Annotated in this window: 21 protein-coding genes; 17 read left to right on the top strand and 4 right to left on the bottom strand. The window is 65.7% G+C overall.

Translation table 11 applies throughout. From position 1 onward, the window contains the following. Positions 1-130: 130 nt before the first annotated feature. The 4 genes from RTI28_RS20795 to RTI28_RS20810 form a co-directional block, all read right to left on the bottom strand. Positions 131-766: a CHAP domain-containing protein gene (locus tag RTI28_RS20795; RefSeq protein ID WP_316922173.1), complete on the bottom strand. Its 636-nt coding sequence runs from the start codon at positions 764-766 to the stop codon at positions 131-133. Then, on the bottom strand, positions 756-1,142 hold the full coding sequence (locus RTI28_RS20800) for a hypothetical protein (protein ID WP_316922174.1): 387 nt from the start codon (positions 1,140-1,142) through the stop codon (positions 756-758). Before RTI28_RS20800 ends, RTI28_RS20795 begins: the two co-directional genes overlap by 11 nt. Beyond that, positions 1,139-2,554: a PAAR domain-containing protein gene (locus tag RTI28_RS20805; RefSeq protein WP_316922175.1), complete on the bottom strand. Its 1,416-nt coding sequence runs from the start codon at positions 2,552-2,554 to the stop codon at positions 1,139-1,141. The genes RTI28_RS20800 and RTI28_RS20805 overlap by 4 nt, the downstream gene beginning before the upstream one ends. 184 nt (positions 2,555-2,738) lie before the next feature. Then, on the bottom strand, positions 2,739-3,524 hold the full coding sequence (locus tag RTI28_RS20810; RefSeq protein WP_316922176.1) for an enoyl-CoA hydratase: 786 nt from the start codon (positions 3,522-3,524) through the stop codon (positions 2,739-2,741). A 131-nt stretch (positions 3,525-3,655) separates the two neighbouring features. On the opposite strand from RTI28_RS20810, the gene RTI28_RS20815 reads away from it, so the two are divergent. The 17 genes from RTI28_RS20815 to RTI28_RS20895 all read left to right on the top strand — a co-directional run bounded on the left by RTI28_RS20815 (position 3,656) and on the right by RTI28_RS20895 (position 22,020). Continuing rightward, positions 3,656-4,432 (top strand): SDR family oxidoreductase, encoded by a 777-nt coding sequence (locus RTI28_RS20815; protein WP_316922196.1) that lies wholly within the window; start codon positions 3,656-3,658, stop codon positions 4,430-4,432. Positions 4,433-4,486: 54 nt separating this feature from the next. Further along, positions 4,487-5,461, top strand: a complete 975-nt coding sequence (locus RTI28_RS20820; protein WP_316922177.1) for a bifunctional MaoC family dehydratase N-terminal/OB-fold nucleic acid binding domain-containing protein — start codon at positions 4,487-4,489, stop codon at positions 5,459-5,461. A gap of 6 nt (positions 5,462-5,467) precedes the next feature. Then, positions 5,468-6,595, top strand: coding sequence for an acyl-CoA dehydrogenase family protein (locus RTI28_RS20825; RefSeq protein WP_316922178.1), 1,128 nt, complete (start codon positions 5,468-5,470; stop codon positions 6,593-6,595). Further along, entirely contained in the window at positions 6,567-6,986 is a 420-nt protein-coding gene (locus tag RTI28_RS20830; RefSeq protein ID WP_316922179.1) for a MaoC family dehydratase, read from the top strand. The genes RTI28_RS20825 and RTI28_RS20830 overlap by 29 nt, the downstream gene beginning before the upstream one ends. Before the next feature lie 227 nt (positions 6,987-7,213). After that, a complete protein-coding gene (locus RTI28_RS20835) occupies positions 7,214-8,392 on the top strand; it encodes a lipid-transfer protein (RefSeq protein WP_316922180.1) in 1,179 nt (392 codons plus the stop codon). Between the two features lie 10 nt (positions 8,393-8,402). Continuing rightward, positions 8,403-9,572 carry an acyl-CoA dehydrogenase family protein gene (locus tag RTI28_RS20840; protein ID WP_316922181.1) on the top strand — a complete coding sequence of 390 codons (1,170 nt, stop codon included), beginning with the start codon at positions 8,403-8,405 and terminating at the stop codon, positions 9,570-9,572. 196 nt (positions 9,573-9,768) lie between these two features. Continuing rightward, a complete protein-coding gene (locus RTI28_RS20845; RefSeq protein WP_316922182.1) occupies positions 9,769-10,974 on the top strand; it encodes an acyl-CoA dehydrogenase family protein in 1,206 nt (401 codons plus the stop codon). Continuing rightward, positions 10,971-12,116 (top strand): acyl-CoA dehydrogenase family protein, encoded by a 1,146-nt coding sequence (locus tag RTI28_RS20850; protein WP_316922183.1) that lies wholly within the window; start codon positions 10,971-10,973, stop codon positions 12,114-12,116. The genes RTI28_RS20845 and RTI28_RS20850 overlap by 4 nt, the downstream gene beginning before the upstream one ends. A gap of 181 nt (positions 12,117-12,297) precedes the next feature. Next, positions 12,298-13,977: a class I adenylate-forming enzyme family protein gene (locus RTI28_RS20855; RefSeq protein WP_316922184.1), complete on the top strand. Its 1,680-nt coding sequence runs from the start codon at positions 12,298-12,300 to the stop codon at positions 13,975-13,977. A 170-nt stretch (positions 13,978-14,147) separates the two neighbouring features. Next, on the top strand, positions 14,148-15,506 hold the full coding sequence (locus RTI28_RS20860) for a DUF1329 domain-containing protein (protein ID WP_316922185.1): 1,359 nt from the start codon (positions 14,148-14,150) through the stop codon (positions 15,504-15,506). 244 nt (positions 15,507-15,750) lie between these two features. Beyond that, entirely contained in the window at positions 15,751-16,188 is a 438-nt protein-coding gene (locus tag RTI28_RS20865; RefSeq protein WP_316922186.1) for a DUF2170 family protein, read from the top strand. A gap of 17 nt (positions 16,189-16,205) precedes the next feature. Next, on the top strand, positions 16,206-16,913 hold the full coding sequence (locus RTI28_RS20870; RefSeq protein WP_316922187.1) for a PspA/IM30 family protein: 708 nt from the start codon (positions 16,206-16,208) through the stop codon (positions 16,911-16,913). 131 nt (positions 16,914-17,044) lie between these two features. Further along, positions 17,045-17,704 carry a DUF2491 family protein gene (locus RTI28_RS20875; protein ID WP_316922188.1) on the top strand — a complete coding sequence of 220 codons (660 nt, stop codon included), beginning with the start codon at positions 17,045-17,047 and terminating at the stop codon, positions 17,702-17,704. A gap of 12 nt (positions 17,705-17,716) precedes the next feature. Next, positions 17,717-18,142, top strand: coding sequence for a DUF350 domain-containing protein (locus tag RTI28_RS20880; RefSeq protein WP_316922189.1), 426 nt, complete (start codon positions 17,717-17,719; stop codon positions 18,140-18,142). A 15-nt stretch (positions 18,143-18,157) separates the two neighbouring features. Beyond that, positions 18,158-18,952 (top strand): DUF1190 domain-containing protein, encoded by a 795-nt coding sequence (locus RTI28_RS20885; protein WP_316922190.1) that lies wholly within the window; start codon positions 18,158-18,160, stop codon positions 18,950-18,952. A gap of 12 nt (positions 18,953-18,964) precedes the next feature. Next, the gene (locus tag RTI28_RS20890; protein ID WP_316922191.1) at positions 18,965-20,119 is read left to right on the top strand and encodes a glutathionylspermidine synthase family protein; all 1,155 of its coding nucleotides are present in this window, start codon (positions 18,965-18,967) and stop codon (positions 20,117-20,119) included. An 800-nt stretch (positions 20,120-20,919) separates the two neighbouring features. Further along, the gene (locus RTI28_RS20895) at positions 20,920-22,020 is read left to right on the top strand and encodes a metal-dependent hydrolase (RefSeq protein WP_316922192.1); all 1,101 of its coding nucleotides are present in this window, start codon (positions 20,920-20,922) and stop codon (positions 22,018-22,020) included. The last annotated feature ends 446 nt before the right edge of the window (positions 22,021-22,466 follow it).

The following is a 22,466-nucleotide window of genomic DNA, read 5'->3' on the forward strand; positions in this document are numbered from 1 at the left end:
TTGCAACCAATGTGGGAGCGGATTCATCCGCGATGCGCCGCGCGGGCGGCGCTCGATCTCAAGGGCACTGCACCTGTCATGGCAAGCACTTGGCAGCCTTGATGCGCTTTCCCGCCAGACAACATCGCTGTCACTGCGGCCCATCCCGATTCTCGTAATTGACCAGCCTCAACCACCCCAGCACCTGTGATTGCTGGACAGTCCAGCTTCCGTCGCGCGCCCGAAGTTGCAGCTCTTCTCTCGAACGACCAAAGGGACCGGGATTCTGCTGGGCAATCTGCAGCCGCTCCTCGGCAACGCTGGCGACAACCGCAACATGCCCATAGCGATTGAGCAGGGTAGGGGCGAATACCAGCAGATCGTCCGCCTGCGGTTGCACGGGGCTGCCATTGCGAGATTGCAGCATGCCGCGCTGGGTGTTCAGGCTGCCATCGGCCAATGCCGGATCGAAGAAGTCCCTGGCGTGTCCATAGGTGTCGGGCATGCGGTGGCCATGGCGCTCGAAGTAGTAGCGTTTAACGAACTCGACGCACTGATAGCGCAGGCCGAGGTTGTAGCCATCGGGGCTGAGATTGCGCCCTTGCACCCTGTTGACTCCGCCGTTGTAGTAGATGGCGACGCCGTTCAGGTCATCCAGTTGTTCGCCTGGGGTGTATCTGAGGTTGGGGTCGATGCGGGTGATGGTGGCGTGGGCGGCCAAGGCTACCAGCGGCAACGATGCGCAGAGGGTCAGGAGGACAACTGCGCGTTTGCGATTAACCGGCATGGAGGTCCCTCAGCTCAAGAATCAGGGCGGCAACCATCATCGCAGAGGTATTGCCTATAAAGACCCAACCCAGGATCACCAGCTTCCTGCGAAGTGAAACTGGAAAATCTTTCAGGTCTGCCTGGTCGAGCAAACCATGTTTGACATGGAACTTTGGAAACGTGATAGCCCATGTGGCCATGCCGACGAATGCCAGCCGTTCCGGGAAGGGTTGGCCGTCCAGCGAGCGATCAGAAATTCTGGGTGTGTTTTTGAAAGCACTTTGTATCGTTTTTACTCTGGCGTAGCCCAGGTAGAAGGCTACGCCAAGCGATACGAAACAGTTCAGGGCAATAAGGATGCACAGAACAGCCAATATCAGCTTTCCAGTGATCATTCAGCGAACTCGTAAATCAGCTCTCCAACGTACTCTCCAAATTTGCTCCCCCCGGCTCCAGCAGCAAATGACGCGACACCAACGGCGACGATGCCGCACGCGATTGGAGCTGTACCGGCAGTAGGCACGCCTAGAGCGACGCAAATCGCCGCTGCTGCTCCCTTCGCCATAACATAGCCGGTCGCAACACCAGAGGCTGTTCCGATCGAGAAGCTGCTCGCTTCCGTGTACTTGACTTTGGTGCAGGCCTCTTCGTTTCCGGCCGCGCATACGTTCTTCACCTTGAGATAAGACGCCCCTCCACTAATCGGTATGCCCACCCAACCCGCTGCCTGGACAATCTTCGCCGTCCTGCTCACCCGCTCGATATGCGTCGCATATCCTGGAATCGGCCCTACACCTGCCTTGCGCCAATGATGCACCAGGCTCCGACTGGACAATCCCAATGCAGTTTTCAGCTTCGGATGAACGGGGAAACCGATGGCCTTGCGGGTCAGTGGCGAGAGGTTGATGTCCAGATCGGCAAGTACTCGCGCGCGCTCGGCAAGAAACTGCGTGGAGTTCAACTTGCCGTCGCGAGCAAAGGCATCCCAGTGCAGCTTCTGAACATTCTCCAGGCTGGTTTTCACATTGTTCAGATTGCGCGAGAACATCGCTTCACCGACTCCGACGGCGGCGGCGCTGTGGGCGAGGAAGGTAGAAATCTCGCCGTAGTGGCGAACCATGAAATCCGCTTCTTCATCGCTCAGCGGCTTCAGTGCCTCGTTGACGGTGGCCGCAGCCTCCATCAACAACGCTTCTTCGCGGGTGCAGGTCTGATTACGCGGATCGCTGAGGATGATCATCGATCCGCCCTTGATGTTGCCCTGACCTGGATTCAGCGCGCGGAACATCGCCAGGGTTTCCAGTGACGGCTTGTCGAACAGCGCAGCCTCCAGGGCGCTGCGGGACATGCTGTTGGGGACGATATAGAAGCCCGGTTCGGCGATTTCGGTATCGGTGCGTGGTGTGGAGTCGGCCATGGCAGCGCTGGCTGCCGAGGTCTGGCTGGCCGAACCCGAGGTGTAGCCTTGCCTCGCTGCGGACGGTGCTGCGCTGCTCGCTGTCCGGCCTGCTCCCGAGGCGCCAAGGCCTTTGCTGGACTGGTAGGAGAAGTTGCAGCTCGGCAACAGCCCGGCACGGCACGGACAGGAACTGACGCTGTCCAGGTTGCCGGCGACCAGGCGGCCATCATCGGTGAATGTCTCGACACCTCCCACGATCTGGTAGACCTGCCCGGTGACGCCACAGGACACCGGATCACCTTCACGGGCCCTGGGCATGCCCTCGATGAGGAATCTGCGGTGGCCGTCCAGTACCTGCCCACCACACGTGGTCTTGTCGCCCATGCGAATCATGTAGCCGAGAGCCATGCGTCTGCTTCCTTGTCTTCTTTATTGAAAGAGTCCCGCCGGGAAAGGGGTTCCGGGGCGAAGGGGCAGATCGTTGCTGGAAATGGGCTTGGGGATCAGCAGGGGGATTCTGGTTGGTTTGTAGGTAAGTTCTGATGTGGTATTGGGAATCGGCCTTTTCTGCGCTCCTACCGGGCGCGGCCGTTCAACACCCCTCGAACCGCGCCGGCCGCTTTTCAATGAACGCCTGCATCCCTTCCTTCTGGTCCCTCGACGCGAACAGCAGCGCATTGGCCTTGCGCTCCAACGCCAACGCCGACTCCAGCGAGGCATCCATCCCGGCCAGGATCACTTCCTTGATCTGCTCCACCGCCAGGGCCGGCAGCGCGGCGATGGTCTGCGCCAGCTTCAGGGCATGGGCCTGCACCTGGTCATCGTCGACCAGGTCGCTGACCAGCCCGGCGACCCAGGCTTCCTCCGCCGTGATCGGCTGCCCGGTCAGGGCCATGCGCATGGCCTTGACCTTGCCCACCGCGCGCACCAGGCGCTGCGTTCCGCCGATCCCCGGCATGATGCCGATGCGCACCTCCGGCTGGCAGAAGCGCGCCGACCGGCCGGCGACGATCAGGTCGGCATGCATCGCCAGTTCGCAACCGCCGCCATAGGCATAGCCGCACACCGCGGCGATCACCGGCTTGGGGCAGTGCTGGATCGGCGCCCAGACCCGCTCGGTATGGCGCTGCACGATGTCGATCGGGCCGACCCCGGCCATGGTGGTGATGTCGCCGCCGGCGGCGAACACCGTGTCGCCCCCGGTCAGGACGATGCAGCGCACCTCGGGATTGCTGCCCAGCTCGCTGAAGCGCTGCGAGAGCAAGGCCTGCAGTTCCAGGCTCAGGGCGTTGCTCGCCTGCGGCCGATGAAGGCGCAGCAGGGCCACGCCGGGGGCCGGGAACTCCAGCAGCAGGGGGGAAACTTCGATAGCGGACATAAGCCTTCTCGCGCGTGAAAGTGCAGCGCAGTGTCGACCGGCGAAGGTGCCGATTCATCGTCCGTTCAGACGAAGTTTGCCGGCCCCGATGCCCCTAGAGTGAAGCTCGTCAGTCGAACGAGGAACACATGATGGGGCAGCAACAGGGTCTTGATTACACGGGCAAGGTGGTCCTGGTCACCGGTGGTACCAAGGGCATCGGCGCCGGTATCGCGCAGGCCTATCTGGACGCCGGCGCCGCGGTCATCGTCTGTGCCCGCAACGCCCCCGAGCAGTTGCCGGCCAGCGGTGGGCGGCGCGCGGTGTTCTGCGCCGTCGATGTGCGTGATGCCGATTCGCTGCAGGCGCTGTTCGCCGGCATCCAGCGTGATTTCGGCCGTCTCGATGTGCTGGTCAACAACGCCGGCGGTGCCCCGGCGGCGGATGCGGCGACGGCGTCGCCGCGCTTTCACGAGAGCATCATCCGCCTCAACCTGATCGCCCCGCTGAACGTCGCCCAGCACGCCAACCGGCTGATGCAGGCGCAAGAGCAGGGCGGCTGCATCGTCTTCATCGGCAGCGTCGCCGCCCAGCGGCCGTCGCCGGGTACCGCCGCCTATGGCGCGGCCAAGGCCGGGGTGCTGGCGCTGGTCACTTCGCTGGCGGTGGAGTGGGCGCCCAAGGTGCGCGTGGTCACCGTCAGCCCCGGCCTGGTCCTCACCGACCAGGCCCATCTGCACTACGGCAGTGAAGCCGGCATCGCCGCGGTCGGCGCCGGCATTCCCGCCGGGCGCATGGCCGATGCGGCGGATATCGCCAATGCCTGCCTGTTCATCGCTTCACCCCTGGCCAGCTACGCCAGCGGCTGCAACCTGCTGCTGCATGGCGGTGGCGAGCGCCCCAGCTTCCTCGCCGCGGCGCAGGCCTGATCGACCCCACGGCGGCGCCCTCGGGTGGCCGCCCTCACTTTGCAGGAGACGACTGTGGCTGATCCACAATTGCTGTCCGACGTGCGCGCCCTGGTGGGGCGCGAATACGGTCGGGTATATGCCTGGGACGAAGTCAATGCGCCGATGATCCGCCAATGGTGCGAGATCATGGGCCTGGACAACCCCCTCTACACCGATCCCGCCGCGGCCCTGCAGGGACCGCACGACGGCATCGTGGCACCGCCGGCGATGCTCCAGGTGTGGACCATGGAAGGCCTGCACGCCAACAACTATCCGCCGGGCTCCACCGACGAGAATCCCTATGAAGTGCTCAAGCTGATCGAGGCGTACGGCTACGCCTCGGTGGTGGCGGTGAACTCGGAGCTGACCTTCAGGCGCCCGGTGCACCTGGGCGAGCGCCTGTACTACACCACCCGCCTGGACGCGGTGGGCGACGAGAAGACCACCGCCCTCGGCAGCGGTTTCTTCGTCACCCTGGTGATGAGCCATTTCGTCGAGAAGCCGGACGGCGACGAACCGGTGGGCGAGCTGCTGTTCCGCGTGTTCAAGTTCCGCCCGGCCAATCCGCAAGCGGCGGGCAAGCCGGCAGCGGCCCTGGAGAAACCCCGGCGGCCATTGCCCGGCATCAGCGACGACACCCGCTTCTTCTGGGAAGGCTGCGCCGAGAACAAGCTGCTGATCCAGCGCTGCACCGCCTGTTCGACCCTGCGCCATCCGCCGGCACCAGTGTGCATGCAGTGCCACGGTTTTGACTGGGACACCGTGCAGGCCAGCGGTCGCGGCAGCCTGTATTCCTTCGTGGTCATGCATTACCCGGAAGTACCGCCATTCGATCACCCCAACCCGATCGGCCTGATCGAGCTGGAGGAGGGCGTGCGCCTGATCGCCGGGCTGACCGGGGTCGCGCGCGACGAACTGAAGATCGGCCAGCGCCTGCAGGTGGAGTTCCAGGTCTTCGACGAGCAGCAGACCCTGCCGCTGTTCCGTCCCGTGGCCGATGCGGAGTAACTGCCCATGGATTTCGAATTGAGCGAAGACCAGCGCGCCATCGAGCAGATGGCCGACAGCCTGTTCGTCGACACCTGCGACGATGACGCCCTGCGCCGCTGGGACCTGAGCGGCGAACCGCTGATGGCGGCGCTGTGGAACCTGTGCCGGGAAACCGGCCTGCATGCCCTGGCGATTCCCGAGGCCGGCGGCGGCAGCGGCCTGGGCATGACCGAGCTGATGCTGGTGCTGCAGGCCCAGGGCCGCGGCCTGGGCCAGGTGCCGCTGTGGCGCCATCAACTGGTGGCGGCGACCCTGGCGACCTTTGCCGCCGACGACTACGCGGCCTGGATCGAGCAGGCCGCCAGCGGCGAAACCCTGCTCAGCCTGTCTCTGGACGGTGTCCACGCGGCCCGCGGCATCGAGCTGGAAGCCACGCCCAACGGCGCCGACTGGCTGCTCGCCGGCCGCGTCGCCGCCGTGCCGCTGGCCGCGCAGTCAGGCGCGGCGCTGGTGCCGGTGCTGCTGCACGGTCAGCCACGCCTGTGCCTGCTCGACCTGAAGTCGCCCGATGTGCGCCTGACCCCGGCGGTGATGACCCACGGCGAGGCGGTGGCCGACGTGCAGGTGGAGGGCTACCGCCTCGGCCACCTGCTGCCGGTCAGTGCCCTCGACTGGCTGGAGCCCCGCGCCATCGCCGCCCTGGCTGCGTTGCAACTGGGGGTCAGCGAGGAGCAGATCCGCCGCACCGTGGCCTATGTCAGCGAGCGCGAGCAGTTCCAGCGGCGCATCGGCAGTTTCCAGGCGGTGCAGATGAGCATGGCCGACGCGCATATCGCCCTCGAAGCCCTGCGCAGCACCCTCTGGCAACTGTGCTATCGCCTCGACGCCGGATTGCCGGCGCCCTCGGAGGCGCTGGCCACGGCCTGGCTGGCCTGCGAGGCCGGGCACCGCATCGGCCATATCGCGCAGCACGTGCATGGCGGTATCGGCGTCGACCTGACCTACCCGATCCACCGTTTTCTCTACTGGAGCCGCGCCCTGGGCCTAGCCCTCGGCGGTTCGGCGGCGTGCCTGGAACGTCTCGGCGACTGGCTGAGCGATAACGACAAGCTGGGATGGAAATATGACCTTGAAGAACACCAAGCGCTTTGAAGACGTGCGTCCCGGCGAAGTCCTGCCGGAGCTGGTGGTGCCGATCACCGTCGCCTTGATCGCCGGCGGCGCTATCGCCACCCGCGACTACTTTCCCGGCCACCACGACCTGGATGCGGCCCGTGAACTGGGTTCGCCCCATGTGTTCATGAACATTCTCACCACCAACGGCCTGGTGCAGCGCTTCGTCGAAGCCTGGGCGGGACCGCTGGCGCGCTTTGCGTCGCTGAAGATCAAGCTCGGCGTGCCCAACTATCCGGGCGACTGCATGACCTTCAGCGGCAGCGTCAGTGGCCTCGACCCTGCGACCCGCACGGTGGAAGTGACCCTCGGCGGCAAGAATTCCATGGGCAACCACGTGACCGGCACGGTCTCGCTAGTGCTGCCGTAGGAGCGTGGCTTGCCCGCGAAAGGACTGCGCAGCAGTCCCGATCGAGTTGCCACCTATTTGGGACTGCTGCGCAGTCCTTTCGCAGGCAAGCCAGCTCCTACAAGTCCTTTCGCGGGAAAGCCAGTTCAAGTCTTTCGCGGGCAAGCCGGCTCAAGTCCTTCGCAGGCAAGCCACGCCCGTACAGGCAAGGCGGCATTTATGTTTTGTTCTATTTGAGGAAAGACCTGATGAGTCAATCGTCGATTTCCGGGCGCGCCGCCATTGTCGGTCTGGGCGCGACCGAGTTTTCCAAGAACTCCGGACGCACCGAGCTGCGCCTGGCCATGGAGGCCACCCTTGAAGCCCTGCGCGATGCCGGCATCGATCCGTCCGAGGTGGAGGGCTTCAGCTCCTACTCGGTGGACAAGGTCCCGGAGTACGAGATCGCCCGCCTGCTGGGCTGCAAGGAGGTCAAGTTCTTCTCCCAGGTGCCCCACGGCGGCGGCGCCGCCTGCGCCCCGGTGATGCACGCGGCGATGGCCGTGGCCACCGGCGTGGCCAAGGTGGTGGTGGTCTACCGGGCGATGAACGAGCGTTCCTGGTACCGCTTCGGTACCGGCACCTACGGCTTCGCCTCGACGCCGATCTTCGAGAACGTCAACTACGGCTGGTATATGCCCCACGGCTTCCACACCCCGGCGGCCTGGGTCGGCATGTTCGCCCAGCGCTACATGCACACCTACGGCGCCACCTCCGAGGACTTCGGTCGGGTCGCCGTGGCAGTGCGCGATTTCGCCGCGAGCAACCCCAAGGCGTTCTTCCATGGCAAGCCGATCACCCTCGAGGAGCACCAGGCCTCGCGCTGGATCTGCGAGCCGCTGCACCTGCTCGACTGCTGCCAGGAGTCCGACGGTGCGGTAGCCATGGTCATCACCTCGGCCGAACGGGCCCGCGACCTCAAGCAGAAACCGGTGACCATCAAGGCCGGCTCCCAGGGCATCAGCAGCGGCCAGCAGATCATGACCTCGTTCTACCGCGACGACATCACCGGCCTGCCGGAGATGGGCGTGGTCGCCAGGGAGTTGTATCGCCAGTCGGGCCTGGGCCCGGAGGCGTTCCAGACCGCGGTGATCTACGACCACTTCACCCCGTTCGTGCTGCCGCAACTGGAGGAATTCGGTTTCGCCAGGCGCGGCGAGGCCAAGGAGTTCATCCGCGCCGGCCATCACGCCCGCGGCGGCAAGCTGCCGATCAACACCCATGGCGGGCAACTGGGCGAAGCCTATATCCACGGCATGAACGGCATCGCCGAAGCGGTGCGCCAGGTGCGCGGCACGGCGGTGAACCAGGTGGCCGATGTGGAGAACGTGCTGGTCACCGCCGGTACCGGCGTGCCCACCAGCGGCCTGATTCTCGGCGTGGCCTAAGGAGCCGTCCATGTTCGTCGACCTCACCCCCGAACAACATGCCCTGCGCCGTCAGGTGCGGGATTACTTCCAGGCCCTGATGACCCCCGAGCTGCGCGAGCAGTTGCGCGGCCAGGAGGGCGGCGAGCTGTTTCGCCAGACCATCCGCCAGATGGGCCGCGACGGCTGGCTGGCGGTCGGTTGGCCCAAGGTCCATGGCGGCCAGGGCTATGCCGCCACCGAGCAGTTGATTTTCTTCGAAGAGGCCAATATCGCCGGGGCGCCCCTGCCGTTCGTGACCATCAGCACGGTGGGTCCGGCGCTGATGGAGCATGGCAGCGCGGCGCAGAAGGCGCGTTTCCTGCCGGGCATCGCCGCCGGCGAGATCATGTTCGCCATCGGCTATTCCGAGCCGCAGGCCGGCAGCGACCTGGCGGTGCTGAAGACCAGCGCGCGCCTGGACGGCGAGCACTTCGTGGTCAACGGCAACAAGCTGTGGACCTCGGGCGCCGAATCGGCCGACTTCATCTGGCTGGCGGCGCGCACCGACCCCGAGCAGGCGCGGCACAAGGGCGTGTCGATCCTGATCCTCGACACTTCGCTGCCGGGCTTCTCCAGCACAGTGATCCCGACCACCAGCAACCCCACCGCGGCCACCTACTACGACAACGTGCGGGTCCCCCGGGACATGCTGGTGGGCGAGCTGCACGGTGGCTGGAAGCTGATCACCGCGCAGCTCAACCATGAGCGCCTGGGTCTGGGCTCCTGGTCGGACAAGGTCGCCGGGCTGTTCCGCCGCGTCTACCTGTGGGCCAGGGCCCGCGACGAGCAGGGGCGTCGAGCGATGGACAAGGCCTGGGTGCGCAGCTCGCTGGCCGAGTGCTACTCGCGCCTGGAGGCGATGCGCCTGATCAACCTGCGTATCGCCGCCAATCTGGAGCACGAACGCATGGACGTGGCCCTGAGTTCGACCACCAAGGTCTACGGCTCGGAATCGGCCATCGAGATCCTCCGGCGTCTGGCCGCGGTGATTGGCGCCAACGGCTCGCTGCGTGCGGGGTCGGCGGCGAGCGCCCTGCACGGCGAACTGGAATACGAGCTGCGTGCCTCGGTCACCGTGACCTTCGGCGGCGGTACCAACGAAATCCAGCGCGAGCTGATCGCCCAGTTCGGCCTGGGGATGCCGCGGACACAACGCTGAAAAACCTATTGGCGCCAACGCTTCTGTAGGAGCTGGCTTGTCGTGTGACGAACCACTGCGAAGGACCGCATAGCGGTCCCAGACTTCACTGCTATCGGGGACCGCTGCGCGGTCCTTTCGCGGTGGTTCGTCACACGACAAGCCACGCTCCTACAAGGGCCGGCTCGCGCATTTCAATAACAACAAGGAACAGGTCATGAGCACAATCGAGCAATTCCGGCACGATACCCGTGCCTGGCTGGAGGCCAACTGTCCACCGTCGATGCGCACCGCGATGGGCGAGGGCGACGTGGTCTGGGGTGCCAGTCAGCCGCGGTTTCCCAGTGCGGACGCCAAACTGTGGTTCGAACGCATGCGCGACAAGCGCTGGTTCTGCCCGGAGTGGCCGGAAGAATACGGCGGCGCCGGCCTGGACGCCGAACAGCTGGCGGTACTGGAAAGCGAGATGCGTCGCCTGAAATGCCGGCCACCGCAGATCAACCTGGGCATCTGGATGCTTGGCCCGGTGCTGCTGGCCTACGGCAGCGAGGAACAGAAGCGCAGCCTGCTGCCGCCCATGGCCCGTGGCGAGACGCGCTGGTGCCAGGGCTTTTCCGAGCCCAATGCCGGCTCCGACCTGGCCAGCCTGAAGATGGCCGCGCGCGATGCCGGCGACCATTTCGTGGTGGACGGCAGCAAGATCTGGACCTCCTACGGCGACCAGTCCGACTGGATGTACGCCCTGGTCCGCACCGACAGCAGCAAGCCCAAGCACGAGGGCATCAGCCTGATCGTCCTGGACATGCGCAGCCCCGGGGTGAAGGCGGTGCCGATCGACCTGATCAGCGGCAAGTCGGCCTTCTGCCAGGTGTTCTTCGATGGCGTGAAGGTGCCCAGGAGCCAGTTGATCGGCCCGCTCAACGGCGGCTGGAACCTCGGCAAGTACCTGCTGCAGCACGAACGCAAGGCCATGTCCAAGTTCGGCGAGATCAGCCTGCCGTCGCATTTCGATCTGCCGGCGCTGGTCCGCGAATACCTGCCCGCGCCACAGGGGCAGGGCGAACTGGCCCTGCGTGCCCGCGCCACCGCCTGCGCAATGAACGAACACGCCTACGACCTCACCGTGCAGCGCATGGGCGAGGAGGCGCGGCACGGCGATGACGTCAGCGCCCTGATGGCGATCATGAAGCTGGTGCACACCGAGCAGGAGCGGGACAAGTTCGAGGTCTTGCTGGACCTGCTCGGCGGTCATGCCTTCGGCTGGCAGAGCGCGGCGTTCAGCGAGCAGCAGCTGGCGGTGACCCGCGGCTGGCTCAACAGCTACGCCCTGACCATCTCCGGCGGGGCCTCGGAAATTCAGCTCAATGTCATCGCCAAGCGTGTGCTTGGCCTGCCCGACGGGAAAAAAGGAGCGACGGCATGAACCTGCGTTACAGCGAAGAACAGCGCCTGCTGGCCGACAGTGCGCGGGACTTTCTCGCCGCCCGTGGCCCGGTGTCGGCGCAGCGCAGATTGCGCGACGAGGGCTCGGCGAGCGGCTTCGACGGCCAGCTCTGGCAGGACGCGGTGAACCTCGGCTGGAGCGCCATCGCCTTTCCCGAAGAACTCGGTGGCCTGGCCTTCGGCTGCATGGGCCTGGGGCCGGTATTCGAGGCCATCGGCCACAACCTCACGGCCACGCCGCTGCTGTCCAGTGTGGTGCTCGGTGGTTCGCTGCTGCACCTGGCCGGGACCGCCGAACAGCAGGCGCGCTGGTTGCCGGGGTTGATCGCCGGTGGCCTGCGCCTGGCCCTGGCAGTAGATGAGCGGGCACGGCACAACCCGTTGGGGACCAGCCTCAAGGCGCAGGCCGAGGGCGATGGCTATCGCCTCGACGGCGACAAGTACTGGGTGGTGGATGGCAACGGCGCGGATGCCTACGTTGTCGCCGCGCGGACTTGCGGCAGACCCGGGGACGAGCAGGGCATCAGCCTGTTCCTGGTTCCCGCCGATACGCCGGGGCTGAGTGTCAGCGCCTTGCCGCTGATCGACTCGCGCAACTGCGCGCGCCTGCAGTTGCAGCAGGTGAAGCTGAGCCGCGCGGCCTTGCTGGGTGAGGAAGGCCAGGGCTGGGCGGTGCTGGATGCGGTGCTCGACCGCGGGCGGGCGTGCCTGGCGGCGGAGTTGCTGGGCATTGCCGACAACCTGCTGCAGACCACCCTGGAGTACCTGCGGACCCGGGTCCAGTTCGATACCCCGATCGGCTCGTTCCAGGCCTTGCAGCACCGCGCGGCGCGGCTGTTCGTCGACCTGGCGCTGGCGCGCAGCGCGGTGCTGGCCGGGCTGTCGGCGCTGGATGACGAGCGCCTCGACACGGCGCAGCGGCGGCGCCTGGTCAGCCTGGCGAAATGGAAGGCCGGCGACAGCGCGCTCAAGGTGGCCAACGAGGCGGTGCAGATGCATGGCGGCATCGGCGTCACCGATGAGCTGGATGTCGGCTTGTACCTGAAGCGCGTGCGGGTGGCGCAGGCCTGCCTGGGCGATCGGGATTTCCATTGCGAGCGCTATGAGGCCCTTGAAGCCTGATGACCTGCGCGCCCCCCCTGTAATTGGATGCGCGGCTTGTCGTGTGACGAACCACCGCGAAAGGACTGCGAAGCAGTCCCAAATAGGTGGCAACTTGATTGGGACTGCTGCGCAGTCCTTTCGCAGGCAAGCCAGCTCCTACAAAGGGGCGCGTCAATCCGTTTCATGGAGACACGAGCACATGAGCATCGAACACTGGCGCAGCGCCTGGCAGCAACTCACTGCCGCGGGTGCGCCGTTTGAAGTAGTGACCCCGGAGCAGGGCGGCCCACGCCAGTTCCGCCACGCCCCGCAGACCCTGCAGGAGGTCATCGAGTCCGCCCGCGTCCACGCCGGGCGCGAGTTCCTCGTCTGGCAGGAGCAGCGCCTGAGCTTCAGCGATTTCTTCGACCAGGTGGACCGCCTGGCCGGCCAGCTGCTGGCGCGCTTCGGCCTGCAGCCGGGCGAGCGGGTGGCCATCGCCCTGCGCAACCAGCCGGCCTGGCTGGTGGCCTTCGCCGCCGTCCAGCGCTGCGGCGCGGTCTGCGTGCCGCTCAACAGCTGGGGCCTGCGCGACGAGTTGCTGCACGGCCTGGAAGACAGCGGCGCGGCCCTGCTGTTCTGCGACGAGGCGCGCCTGAACCTGCTGCGGGAAGACCTCGCGGCGCGGCAACGGACCACCCTGGTGGTCGGCCTGTCATCGACCGCCGGCCTGCCGGACTGCTGCTTCAGCTACGAGGAACTGCTCGCCGCCGAAGCCCTGGCCGCGCCGCAGGTGAGCGTCGATGCCGACGCCCCGGCGCTGATCCTCTACACCTCCGGCACCACCAGCCGGGCCAAGGGCGCGCTGTCCACGCACCGGGCGATCTGCCAGGCGCTGACCGCCCTGGATTTCCAGGGCGCGTTCTGCGCCATGAGTTCGCCGCAGCGGATCGGCAAGGTGATCGCCAGCGGTTTCGCCCCGACCACCCTGATGGCGGTGCCGCTGTTCCATGTCAGCGGGCTGCATGCGCAGTTTCTCTCGGCACTGCGCGGCGGGCGGCGCCTGGTGCTGATGTACAAGTGGGACGTGGACACGGCCATCGACCTGATCCGCGACGAGCGCTGCACCCAGTTCAACGGCGCGCCGGTGATGATGCAGCAGTTGCTTGCCTCGCCGCGTTTCGGCGGCGCGGACACGGCGAGCCTGTTCGGCCTGGGCCTGGGCGGCGGTGCGTCGTCCGCCGGGTTGCTGGCGGCCATGGCCGAGCGCAAGCCGGACGTGATCGGCGGCAGTGGCTATGGCCTCACCGAAAGCAACGGCATCGGCGCGGCGATCGGCGGTGAGCCGTTCCTGTACAAGCCGGCGAGCTGCGGCTGGCCGTTGCCGATCGTCGATGTGCGCATCGGCGACAGCCCGGCGCGCGGCGTGCCGGCCGGCACGAGCGGAATCGTCTGGCTGCGTTCGCCGACCCTGATGAACGCCTACTGGAACCTGCCCGAGGCCAGCGCCGAGAGCCTGCACGATGGCTGGCTGAACACCGGCGATCTCGGCTACCTCGACGACGAGGGTTTTCTCTGCATCAGCGGGCGGCTCAAGGATCTGATCAACCGTGGCGGCGAGAAGATCTCCGCGGCGGAGATCGAGGCCTGTGTCGGCGACATGCCGGGGGTGGAGGAGGTGGCGGTGTTCGCCGTGCCGGACCCGGATCTGGGTGAGGCGGTGGCGCTGGTGATCCAGGGGCAGCGCCTGCCCACCGAGGAGCAGGCGCGGGCCTTCGTGGCTGCCCGCCTGGCCGGCTACAAGGTGCCGGCCCATGTCTTCCGGGTCAGCGAGGCATTGCCCAGGAATGCGACCGGGAAGGTGCTCAAGGATGTGCTGAAACGCCAGTTGCTCGCTTGACTTGTAGGCGCAGGCAAGCCAGCTCCTACGGAGTGATGAGTCCCCACCGAACCCCGAATTCTTAGTCTTTCCGGACGATGTTTCCCCCACTGGAAAATCAACAATGGGGGCACACCCGAAAGCCTTATCAGCGAAGGAGGCAATACATGAAAACAACAAGAACAGGTGTCATGCTCGCGGTCGCTCTGGCCCTCAATACCCTGGCAGTCGCTGGCGCATGCGCCGGTGTATCGCCCGAAGAAGCCGCCCGCCTGGGCAAGGACCTGAACTGCGTCGGCGGCGAGATGGCCGGCAATGCCGCAGGCACCATCCCGCCCTACACCGGCAAGTACCTGGGCGAAGTGCCGGGCTGGAACCATGTGAAATTCTCCGGTGACCAGCCGGTCGATCCCTACGCTGATGAGAAGCCGATCCTGGTGATCACCGCGGCCAACATGAGCCAGTACGAGGCGCACCTGAGCGACGGGCAGAAAGCCCTGCTGAAGAAGTACCCGACCAGCTACAAGATGAACGTCTACCCCGGCCATCGCGATTTCCGCTACCCGGACTACGTGTGCAAGCGCGCGCTGTCCAACGCCCTCAACGCCAGGTTGGTGAATGACGGCCTGGGCATCGAAGGCCTCGGCCAGGTGCCGTTCCCGATTCCGCAGAACGGCATGGAAGTGCTGTGGAACCACCAGTTGCCGGCCCGTGCCTACACCGAGGAAAAGATCTCCGACCTCGCCTCGGTCCTGCCCAACGGCAGCATCGGCTGGGGCCGCGCCCATGCGCGCAACCTGTCCCAGGCCAACTCGCCGACGGTCGAGCCGAAGACCTCCGACGGGGTCCAGGCGATGAGCTACAACACCACCCTGAAACCGGCGCGGGACAACGGCGTCATCAGCATCGCCCATGAGCCCTACAACTTCGTCACCTCGGCTCGCCAGGCCTGGTCCTACAGCCCGTCCACCCGCCGCGTGCGGCAGATGCCGGGCTACGGTTACGACCAGCCGATGATCGGCACCAACGGCACCATGACCGTGGACGAAGACCGCCTGTTCAACGGCGCCCCCGAGCGCTACACCTGGAAGCTGCTGGGCAAGCGCGAGATCTATGTGCCGGCCAACGCCTTCAGGGCCAACTCGGCCAAGTACAGCTATGCCGAGATCCTCACCCCCAACCATCCCAATCCCGAGGTGATGCGCTACGAGCTGCGCCGCGTCTGGGTGGTGGAGGCGGACCTCAAGGAAGGCTTCCGGCATGTCTACGGCAAGCGTGTGCTGTTCATCGACGAGGACACCTGGAACGCCGTGATGGCCGACAACTACGATGCCCGCGGGCAACTGTGGAAGCACGCCATGATCAACTACTACTACCACCCCGACATGAGCGGCTGGCAGGCCGGCTCGCAGTTCTTCATGGACCTCAACTCCGGGCAGTACACCGGCTACGGCATGACCAACGAGGCGAAGAAGGGGCCGATCCTCAACGAAGGCAAGTACACCCCGGACATGTACACCGCCGACGCGGCCCGCGCCGTGGGGCGCTAGCGGCCTGAACGCCCCGGCATCGCGCACTTCGACCCCACCGGCAACGGTGGGGTTTTTTCTTTGTCCGTTCTAGGACAATGCCTACAAAGACATTGCTTGTTAAAAAAATCACCTGTACCGTCCGCGGCCTGCGCATGCAGCATGCGCGCGCCCTTTTCGAAAGGGCCGATGGCGGGGGAGGAAACCCGCGCCATTGACACGCGCGATGCCTCTCCTGCGAGAGACAATCAAAAAGGACCCTTTGATGAGTCAAAGCACTCTCTGGACGACCCCGTCCCTTCATGAAGCCCTGTCCGGCCTGGACGCGGTCCGCAGCGGCAGGATCGTCATCCAGCCAGGCCAGGCCGAACAGCCCGGTATCCGCCTGCACATGACCGAGTACGGCGACCTGCCGATCTACATCGGTATCTGCGGCGAGCAGATCCTCGTCGACACCACCCTGGTGGAAGTCGCCCGGGTCCGCGACACCGCGGCCTTCGACCGCCTGGTCCTGCGCAGCCGCGACCTGTTCCCGCTGTCGTCGGTGGGCATCGAGACCCTGGCCGACGGTACCGAGGTCTACTGCATGTTCGGTGCCCTCGGCGCCGCCTCCGCGCTGGCACTGGTGGAGCAGGAAATCCTCACCCTGGCCGACAACGTGATCCACGCGGTCGAAGCCTTCGAAGACCATTTCGTCGTCTGAATACAGGAACGCCCCCCATGAGCCTCTGGAAGAAACTGGTGACCGCCGTGCGCGGCGGCGCCTCCGAGATCGGCGAAGCGATCGTCGATGCCAACGCCATCCGCATCCTCGAACAGGAGCAGCGCGATGCCGACGCCGCCCTGGTCAAGGCGCGCAACGGCCTGGTCGAGATCAAGGCCAGGCACAAGCTGGCCCAGCAACGTATCGCCGGCCTGGAAAGCGACAGCGCCAGCTGGGAAGGCAAGGCCCTGGCGGCGCTGAATGCCGACCAGGAAGGGCTGGCCGCCGAGTGCGCCGCGCGGGTCGCCGACCTGGAGACGCAGATCGCCCAGGAGCGTGAGATGGCCGCGCAGTTCGACAAGCAGGTCGGCCTGCTGCAGGTGCAGATCAGCGAGGCGGAAGGTCGTCTCAAGGGCCTGCGCCAGCAGACCGAAATGGCCAAGGCGCGGGAAACCGTGCAGCAGGCCCGGGTCGCCACCGCCAGCGCCACCGGCGGGGCCAATGGCAAGGTGGAAACCGCGCTGGAATCCCTGGCGCGGATCAAGCAGCGCCAGGACGAGCGTGACGCCAAGCTGGACGCGGCGCAGGAACTGGCCGAAGTGAGCAGCGGCGACGATCTGGAAAAGCGCCTGCAGGCGGCCGGTATCGGCGCGGCGCAGAATGGCGCCAATGATGTGCTGGCGCGCTTGCGGGCCAAGCAACAGGACAGCAAAGCGGCCCTCTGAGGCGTTTTTGGGGACCGCTATGCGGTCCTTCGCGGGCAAGCCACGCTCCTACAGGGTCGCGCGTCGCCCTGTAGGAGCTGGCTTGCCTGCGAAGGCCTGCACAGCAGGCCCGGCAATCCCAAGGATTAGTAATGAGCTGGATCAAACGCATGCTCGGCCTGCAGGCCCCCCTGCCGACCGCGCCCGTCACCACCACCGCCCCGCAGCCCCCCCTGGGTCTGGCCCCCGAGCGCATGCTGTGCCTGGACAAGCACCTGTCCCTGCTCCTCGCCGACGCCTCGACCCTGGTCCTGCCGGGCGACGAGAAGGTCTGGGCCGCGGGCACCATCGACCTCGGCCAGGGCACGCGCCTTGAGCGCTTCTACCTCGACGACGAGGACTATTTCCTCCAGGTGGTGATGCACGGCAACGGCGCCGAGGACATCGAAGACATCATCCTGTTCGGCTACCACCAGGTCACGCCGATCAACAGCCGCGACGAACTGCTGCGCCTGACTGGCCCGCAAGCGCCGATCGGCCTGCCGTACTTCGACCTGGAAGGCGTCGAGTACGTGCGCCAGTGGGGCTCCGAAGACGGCCAGACCGAACTGGTACCCATGGAAGAGCGCCTGCGCAATCCTGAAAGCAGTTACCGCGTAAGCCACCACAGCATGCTCTATGCCCGTGACCTCGACCTGGTGAACCGCCGGGAATTCCTGCTGTTCAGCGTCGAGGAAGACGAGGAGGGCAACGTCGCGCTGTCCACCTCCGTCGGCATCACCCTGCAACTCACCGATATCACTGTCATCTGACAAGGAAGCACCATGCTCGAAGCACTCCGACTGTCGCTCGACGCGACCGCCGTATTCGGATTCGTCCTGTACATCGTCGTCGCCCTGGCGCTGTTCGCCCTGTTCCAGTTCCTCTACACCCTGATCACCCCGCACAAGGAGTTCGAGCAGATCCGCCAGAACAACCCGGCGGCGGCCATCGCCCTGGGCGGTTCGCTGATCGGCTTCGCCCTGCCGGCGAGCAACGTCATCGCCTACAGCATCAGCGTGGTCGACGTGGTGGTCTGGGCCCTGATCGCCGCCGTGGTGCAACTGCTGGCCTTCGTCGGTACCAGCCTGGTGCTCAAGGGCCTGGCCCGGCGCATCGTCGAGGGCGAACTGGCCGCGGCCATCTATGCCGCCTCCGTTGCCATCAGCGTCGGCTTCCTCAACTCCGCCTGCATGACCCCGTCGGCCTGAGCGAAGGAGAAGCCCATGAGACGCCGTAGTTCCACCAAGCTCCTGCTGGTTGGCGCATTGCCCCTGGCCATCAGCGGTTGCAGCGATCCCGAACAGACCGCGACCTACACGGTCAAGGACAACTTCAAGAACGTCCAGGCCTGCGTCGACGCCAGGTTCCCCGCGGACGTGTGTTCCGATGCCTATATCCAGGCCATGGTCGATCATCGCAAGATCGCCCCGGTCTACGACGACCGTGCTGCCTGCGATGCCGACTTCATCGAGGGCTATTGCCAGCCCACCTCGGACGGCAAGTTCATGCCGCAACTGGCGGGCTTCGAACTGGCCATGTCCGGTGAGCTGCCCAAGGCCGAGGTCGAGCAGGCCCAGCGCCAGGCACAGGAGCAGGCCGCCTCGTCCGGCGGTATCGGCGGCACGGTCGCCGCGGCGGCCACCGGCGCCCTGGCCGGCATGCTGATCGGCAATGCCATGAGCAACCGCAGCGCACCGCGCTACCAGTCGCAGCCGGTCTACCAGAACCGCGACTCCCGCGGCAGCTACCAGACCTCGACCCTGTCGCGGCAGATCGAGCAGGGCAAGACCTTCAGCCGCTCGACCCAGCCGCAGCGCTACAAGGAACAGGAGCAGGGCGGTTCGGGCTACTACGGTTCCTCGGGTTCGTCGCGCTCCAGCGGCAGTGCCTCGGCGTTCCGTTCCAGTTCCGGCTCCAGCGTCAGTTCCACCGTGTCCCGCGGCGGCTTCGGCCAGCAGGCCACGGCCCGCAGTGGCTGGGGTGGCAAGAGTTCGTCCAGCTCCAGCTTTGGCGGCTGAGGGCCGGCGACGATGAAGAAGATCAGTATCGAAGAGCGTCCGGACTGGCAGCGTATCGTCGAGCGCGAGGGTTTCGACTTTCACACCATCGACGGCGAGCGTTACTGGGACGAGCGCGGCTACTACCAGTTCAGCGAGGCGCAGATCAGCCGCGATCTCGAAGCGCCGACCCAGGACGTGCACGCCATGTGCATGGACGCGGTGGAGCGCGTGGTGGCCTCCGAAGCGCTGCTGACCCGCCTGGCGATTCCGCCGGCGTTCTTCGATCTGGTTCGCGATTCGTGGCGGGAAGGGCATCCGCACCTGTACGGTCGCTTCGACTTCATCTATGACGGCACGGGCCCGGCCAAGTGCATCGAGGCCAACTACGACACCCCCACCAGCCTGCTGGAGGCCGGTTCGGTGCAGTTGCTGTGGCTGGAAAGCCAGATTGCCGCCGGGGTGCTGCCGGCCTCGGCGAGCCAGTTCAATACCATTGCCGAGGACCTGGTGCGGGCCTTTTCCACCTTTCCTGCGGACGGCCCGTTTCACTTTTCCGCCATGTCCGGATCGCGGGAAGACCGTGGCACCACGGATTTCCTGCGGCGCATGGCGGCCCATGCGGGTATCGATGCGCGGCATATCGACATCGAGGATATCGGCCTGCGCGACGGGCGTTTCGTCGACCTCGATGGCCAGTGGATCCAGCGCCTGTTCAAGCTGCATGCCTGGGAGCACATCTTCCACGAGCCGTTCGGCAAGGCGGTGCCGGGGTGCGACACCCAGTTCGTCGAGCCGGCGTGGAAGTCGATCATCAGCAACAAGGGCATCCTCGCCTTGCTCTGGGAGTTCAACCAGGGCCATCCGAACCTGTTGCCGGCGTTCGTCGACCGCGAGCCGCAACGGCCGGTGGCGGCGGGCTGGGTGCGCAAACCGTATTTCTCCCGCGAGGGCGCGAACATCGAGTTGCGCACGCCCACCGGCGAGTTCGTCGCCGAGGACGGGCCCTATACCGATGCGCCGTACATCCTCCAGGAATTCGTGCCGCTGCCGCGCTTTGGCGACAGCTACACGCTGATCGGTTCCTGGGTGATCGGTGATGTGGCCGCGGGCATCGGCATCCGCGAGGACGACAGCCTGATCACCAAGGACACCAGCCGGTTCCTGCCGCATGTGGTGCTCGACTGAGGTCTTCATCGCTGCGGTTCGGCGTTCCGACAAGCTCAATTGGCATTGGCATTGGCATTGGCATTGGCATCGCGAGCTGATCCATTGCGGGCGGTGACGCCACCGGCCCCTTCCGCCTCTACGGCGGGTCCATTTTGTCTTGGTGGCAAAATGGACGAAAACCGCCCGCTCCCACAGCCGGCCCTACGCTCCAGCATAGGTATCTACACATCTTCGAAGGCTTGTCGGGTAACCGCATCAAGGCCGCCAGATGCTTGTCTTGAGTCTTGCAGCGCCCTCCAGATCGAGCGCCGCCCGCGCGGCGCATCGCGGGCTACGCCCGCTCCCACATTTGTTGCAACGCGCCATGGCCTGTTGGATTTGAGTTGTCAGCCTTTGTTTTTTCGGCGACGCATCGCGGGGAGGCTGTTGAGTTCGACTTGGTATCGTGTCGAACCAACAAGGCGGTCAACCATGGCCTGTCAGGCATAGGTACGTTGCAGCAAATGTGGGAGCGGGCGTAGCCCGCGATGCGCCGCGCGGGCGGCGCTCGATCTGGAGGGCGCTGCAAGACTCAAGACAGGTACCTGGCGGCCTTGATGCGGTCCCCCGAATGGACCCGCCGTGAAGGCGGAAGGGGCCGGTGGCGTCACCGCCCGCAATGGATAAGCTCGCGACACCGACACCGACACCGACACCGACACCGACACCGACACCGACACCGACACCGACACCGACACCCTGATGCCTGGCCGAAGGCTGTCGGTCCGCCAGCCATTGAGCTAGCATCCCCCTCTTTGCCACCGACGAGGGGAAAGCCATTGGATTCATTGACCCAGGCCGTCCTGGGCGGCGCCATCCAGGGCGCGGTGCTCGGCAAGGTACAAGGACGTCGTTCCCTGCTGTACGGGGCCCTGCTGGCGACACTTCCAGACCTCGACGTAGCGATCCGCTACGCCGACCCGGTGTCGTCGATGACTTACCACCGCGGCTTTTCCCACTCCCTGTTCGTCCTCACCGGCCTGGCCCTGCTGCTGACCTGGCTGACCCTGCTGGTGGTCAGGCGCCGCCGTCCCGATACGGGTTACAGCGGTCCGCGACTGTTCCTCGGCTACTGGCTGGTGCTGGTCACCCACCCCTTGCTCGATGCCTTCACGGTCTACGGCACGCAACTGTTCTGGCCCTTCCAGCCCATCCCGCAAAGCTGGGCGGCGGTGTTCATCATCGACCCGCTGTACACCGTGCCGCTACTGCTCGGGGTGGTCTATGCCGCGCTCAAGGGCATGACCACGCGGGTGCGGGCGTTGCTCGGCGGCCTGCTGCTGTTCAGTTGTGTCTACCTGGGCTTCGGTCTGTTGTCGAAGACCATCGCCGAGCAACGTTTCCACGCCGCGCTCAGTACGCAGGACATCCAGGTCACCCAGTTGCGCGCCGTGCCGATGCCGTTCAACACCCTGCTGTGGCGGGTGCTGGCGAAGACCGCGGACGGTGATTACATCGAAGGCGTCAGCGGCCTGTTCGACCAGGGACCGCCGGAGTGGCAGCGCCAGCCGCTGAACCTGGAGATGGGGAATGTGCTGCAGGGGGCGCCGTTGCACGAGCGGTTGCGCTGGTTCACCGGCGACTGGCTGCGCTACGACGTGGTCGGCGATGCCCTGGTGGTCAGCGATCTGCGCATGGGTATACCCGGCAACTACACCTTCCGCTTTCGCATGGCCGGGTGTGACGGGCGGGGGCACTGGCAGGTGCAGACGCCGAGTTCGTGGCCGGGAGCGGGGGTGGGCTCGATGCGCGATGTCGAGGTGCTGGAGTTGATCTTCAGGCGCATTGTCCAGCAGCAACCGCCGTTGCCGTTGGCGGAATGGGCCAGGCGGTACCTGGTGGGGGATGTGCCGGTGGCGGGGTGTGTCGGGCGGGATTGATGGCGGGGCCTCTGAAGGAAAGACAGTCAAGGCCGCCAGGTGCCTGCCGTGACAAGTCTGGCGCCCTTGCGATCGAGCGCCGCCCGCACGGCGCATCGCAGTGCATGGCGATGCTCTTGTGGCGCCCTCAAGATCGAGCGCCGTCCGCACGGCGCATCGCGGATAAATCCGCTCCCACATTTGTTGCAACGTACCTATGCCTGACAGGCCATGGTTGTTCGCCTTGTTGGTACGACGCGATACCGAGCCGAACCCAACAGCCTCCCCGCGATACATCGCCGAAAAAACAAAGGCTGACAACCTGTGCTGGTCTAATGGCTCCGGACACCTCAATTAGGGAGAATCCCCCTACTGAGGAGTACCCCCGATGACCAAGAAGTACAGAAGATTCACCACCGAGTTCAAACTCCAGGTCTGCAAGATGATTGTTGATCAAGGCCTGAGCG

The sequence above is a fragment of the Pseudomonas sp. zfem002 genome (genome assembly GCF_032621685.1).
GTDB classification, from domain to species: Bacteria; Pseudomonadota; Gammaproteobacteria; order Pseudomonadales; family Pseudomonadaceae; genus Aquipseudomonas; species Aquipseudomonas japonica.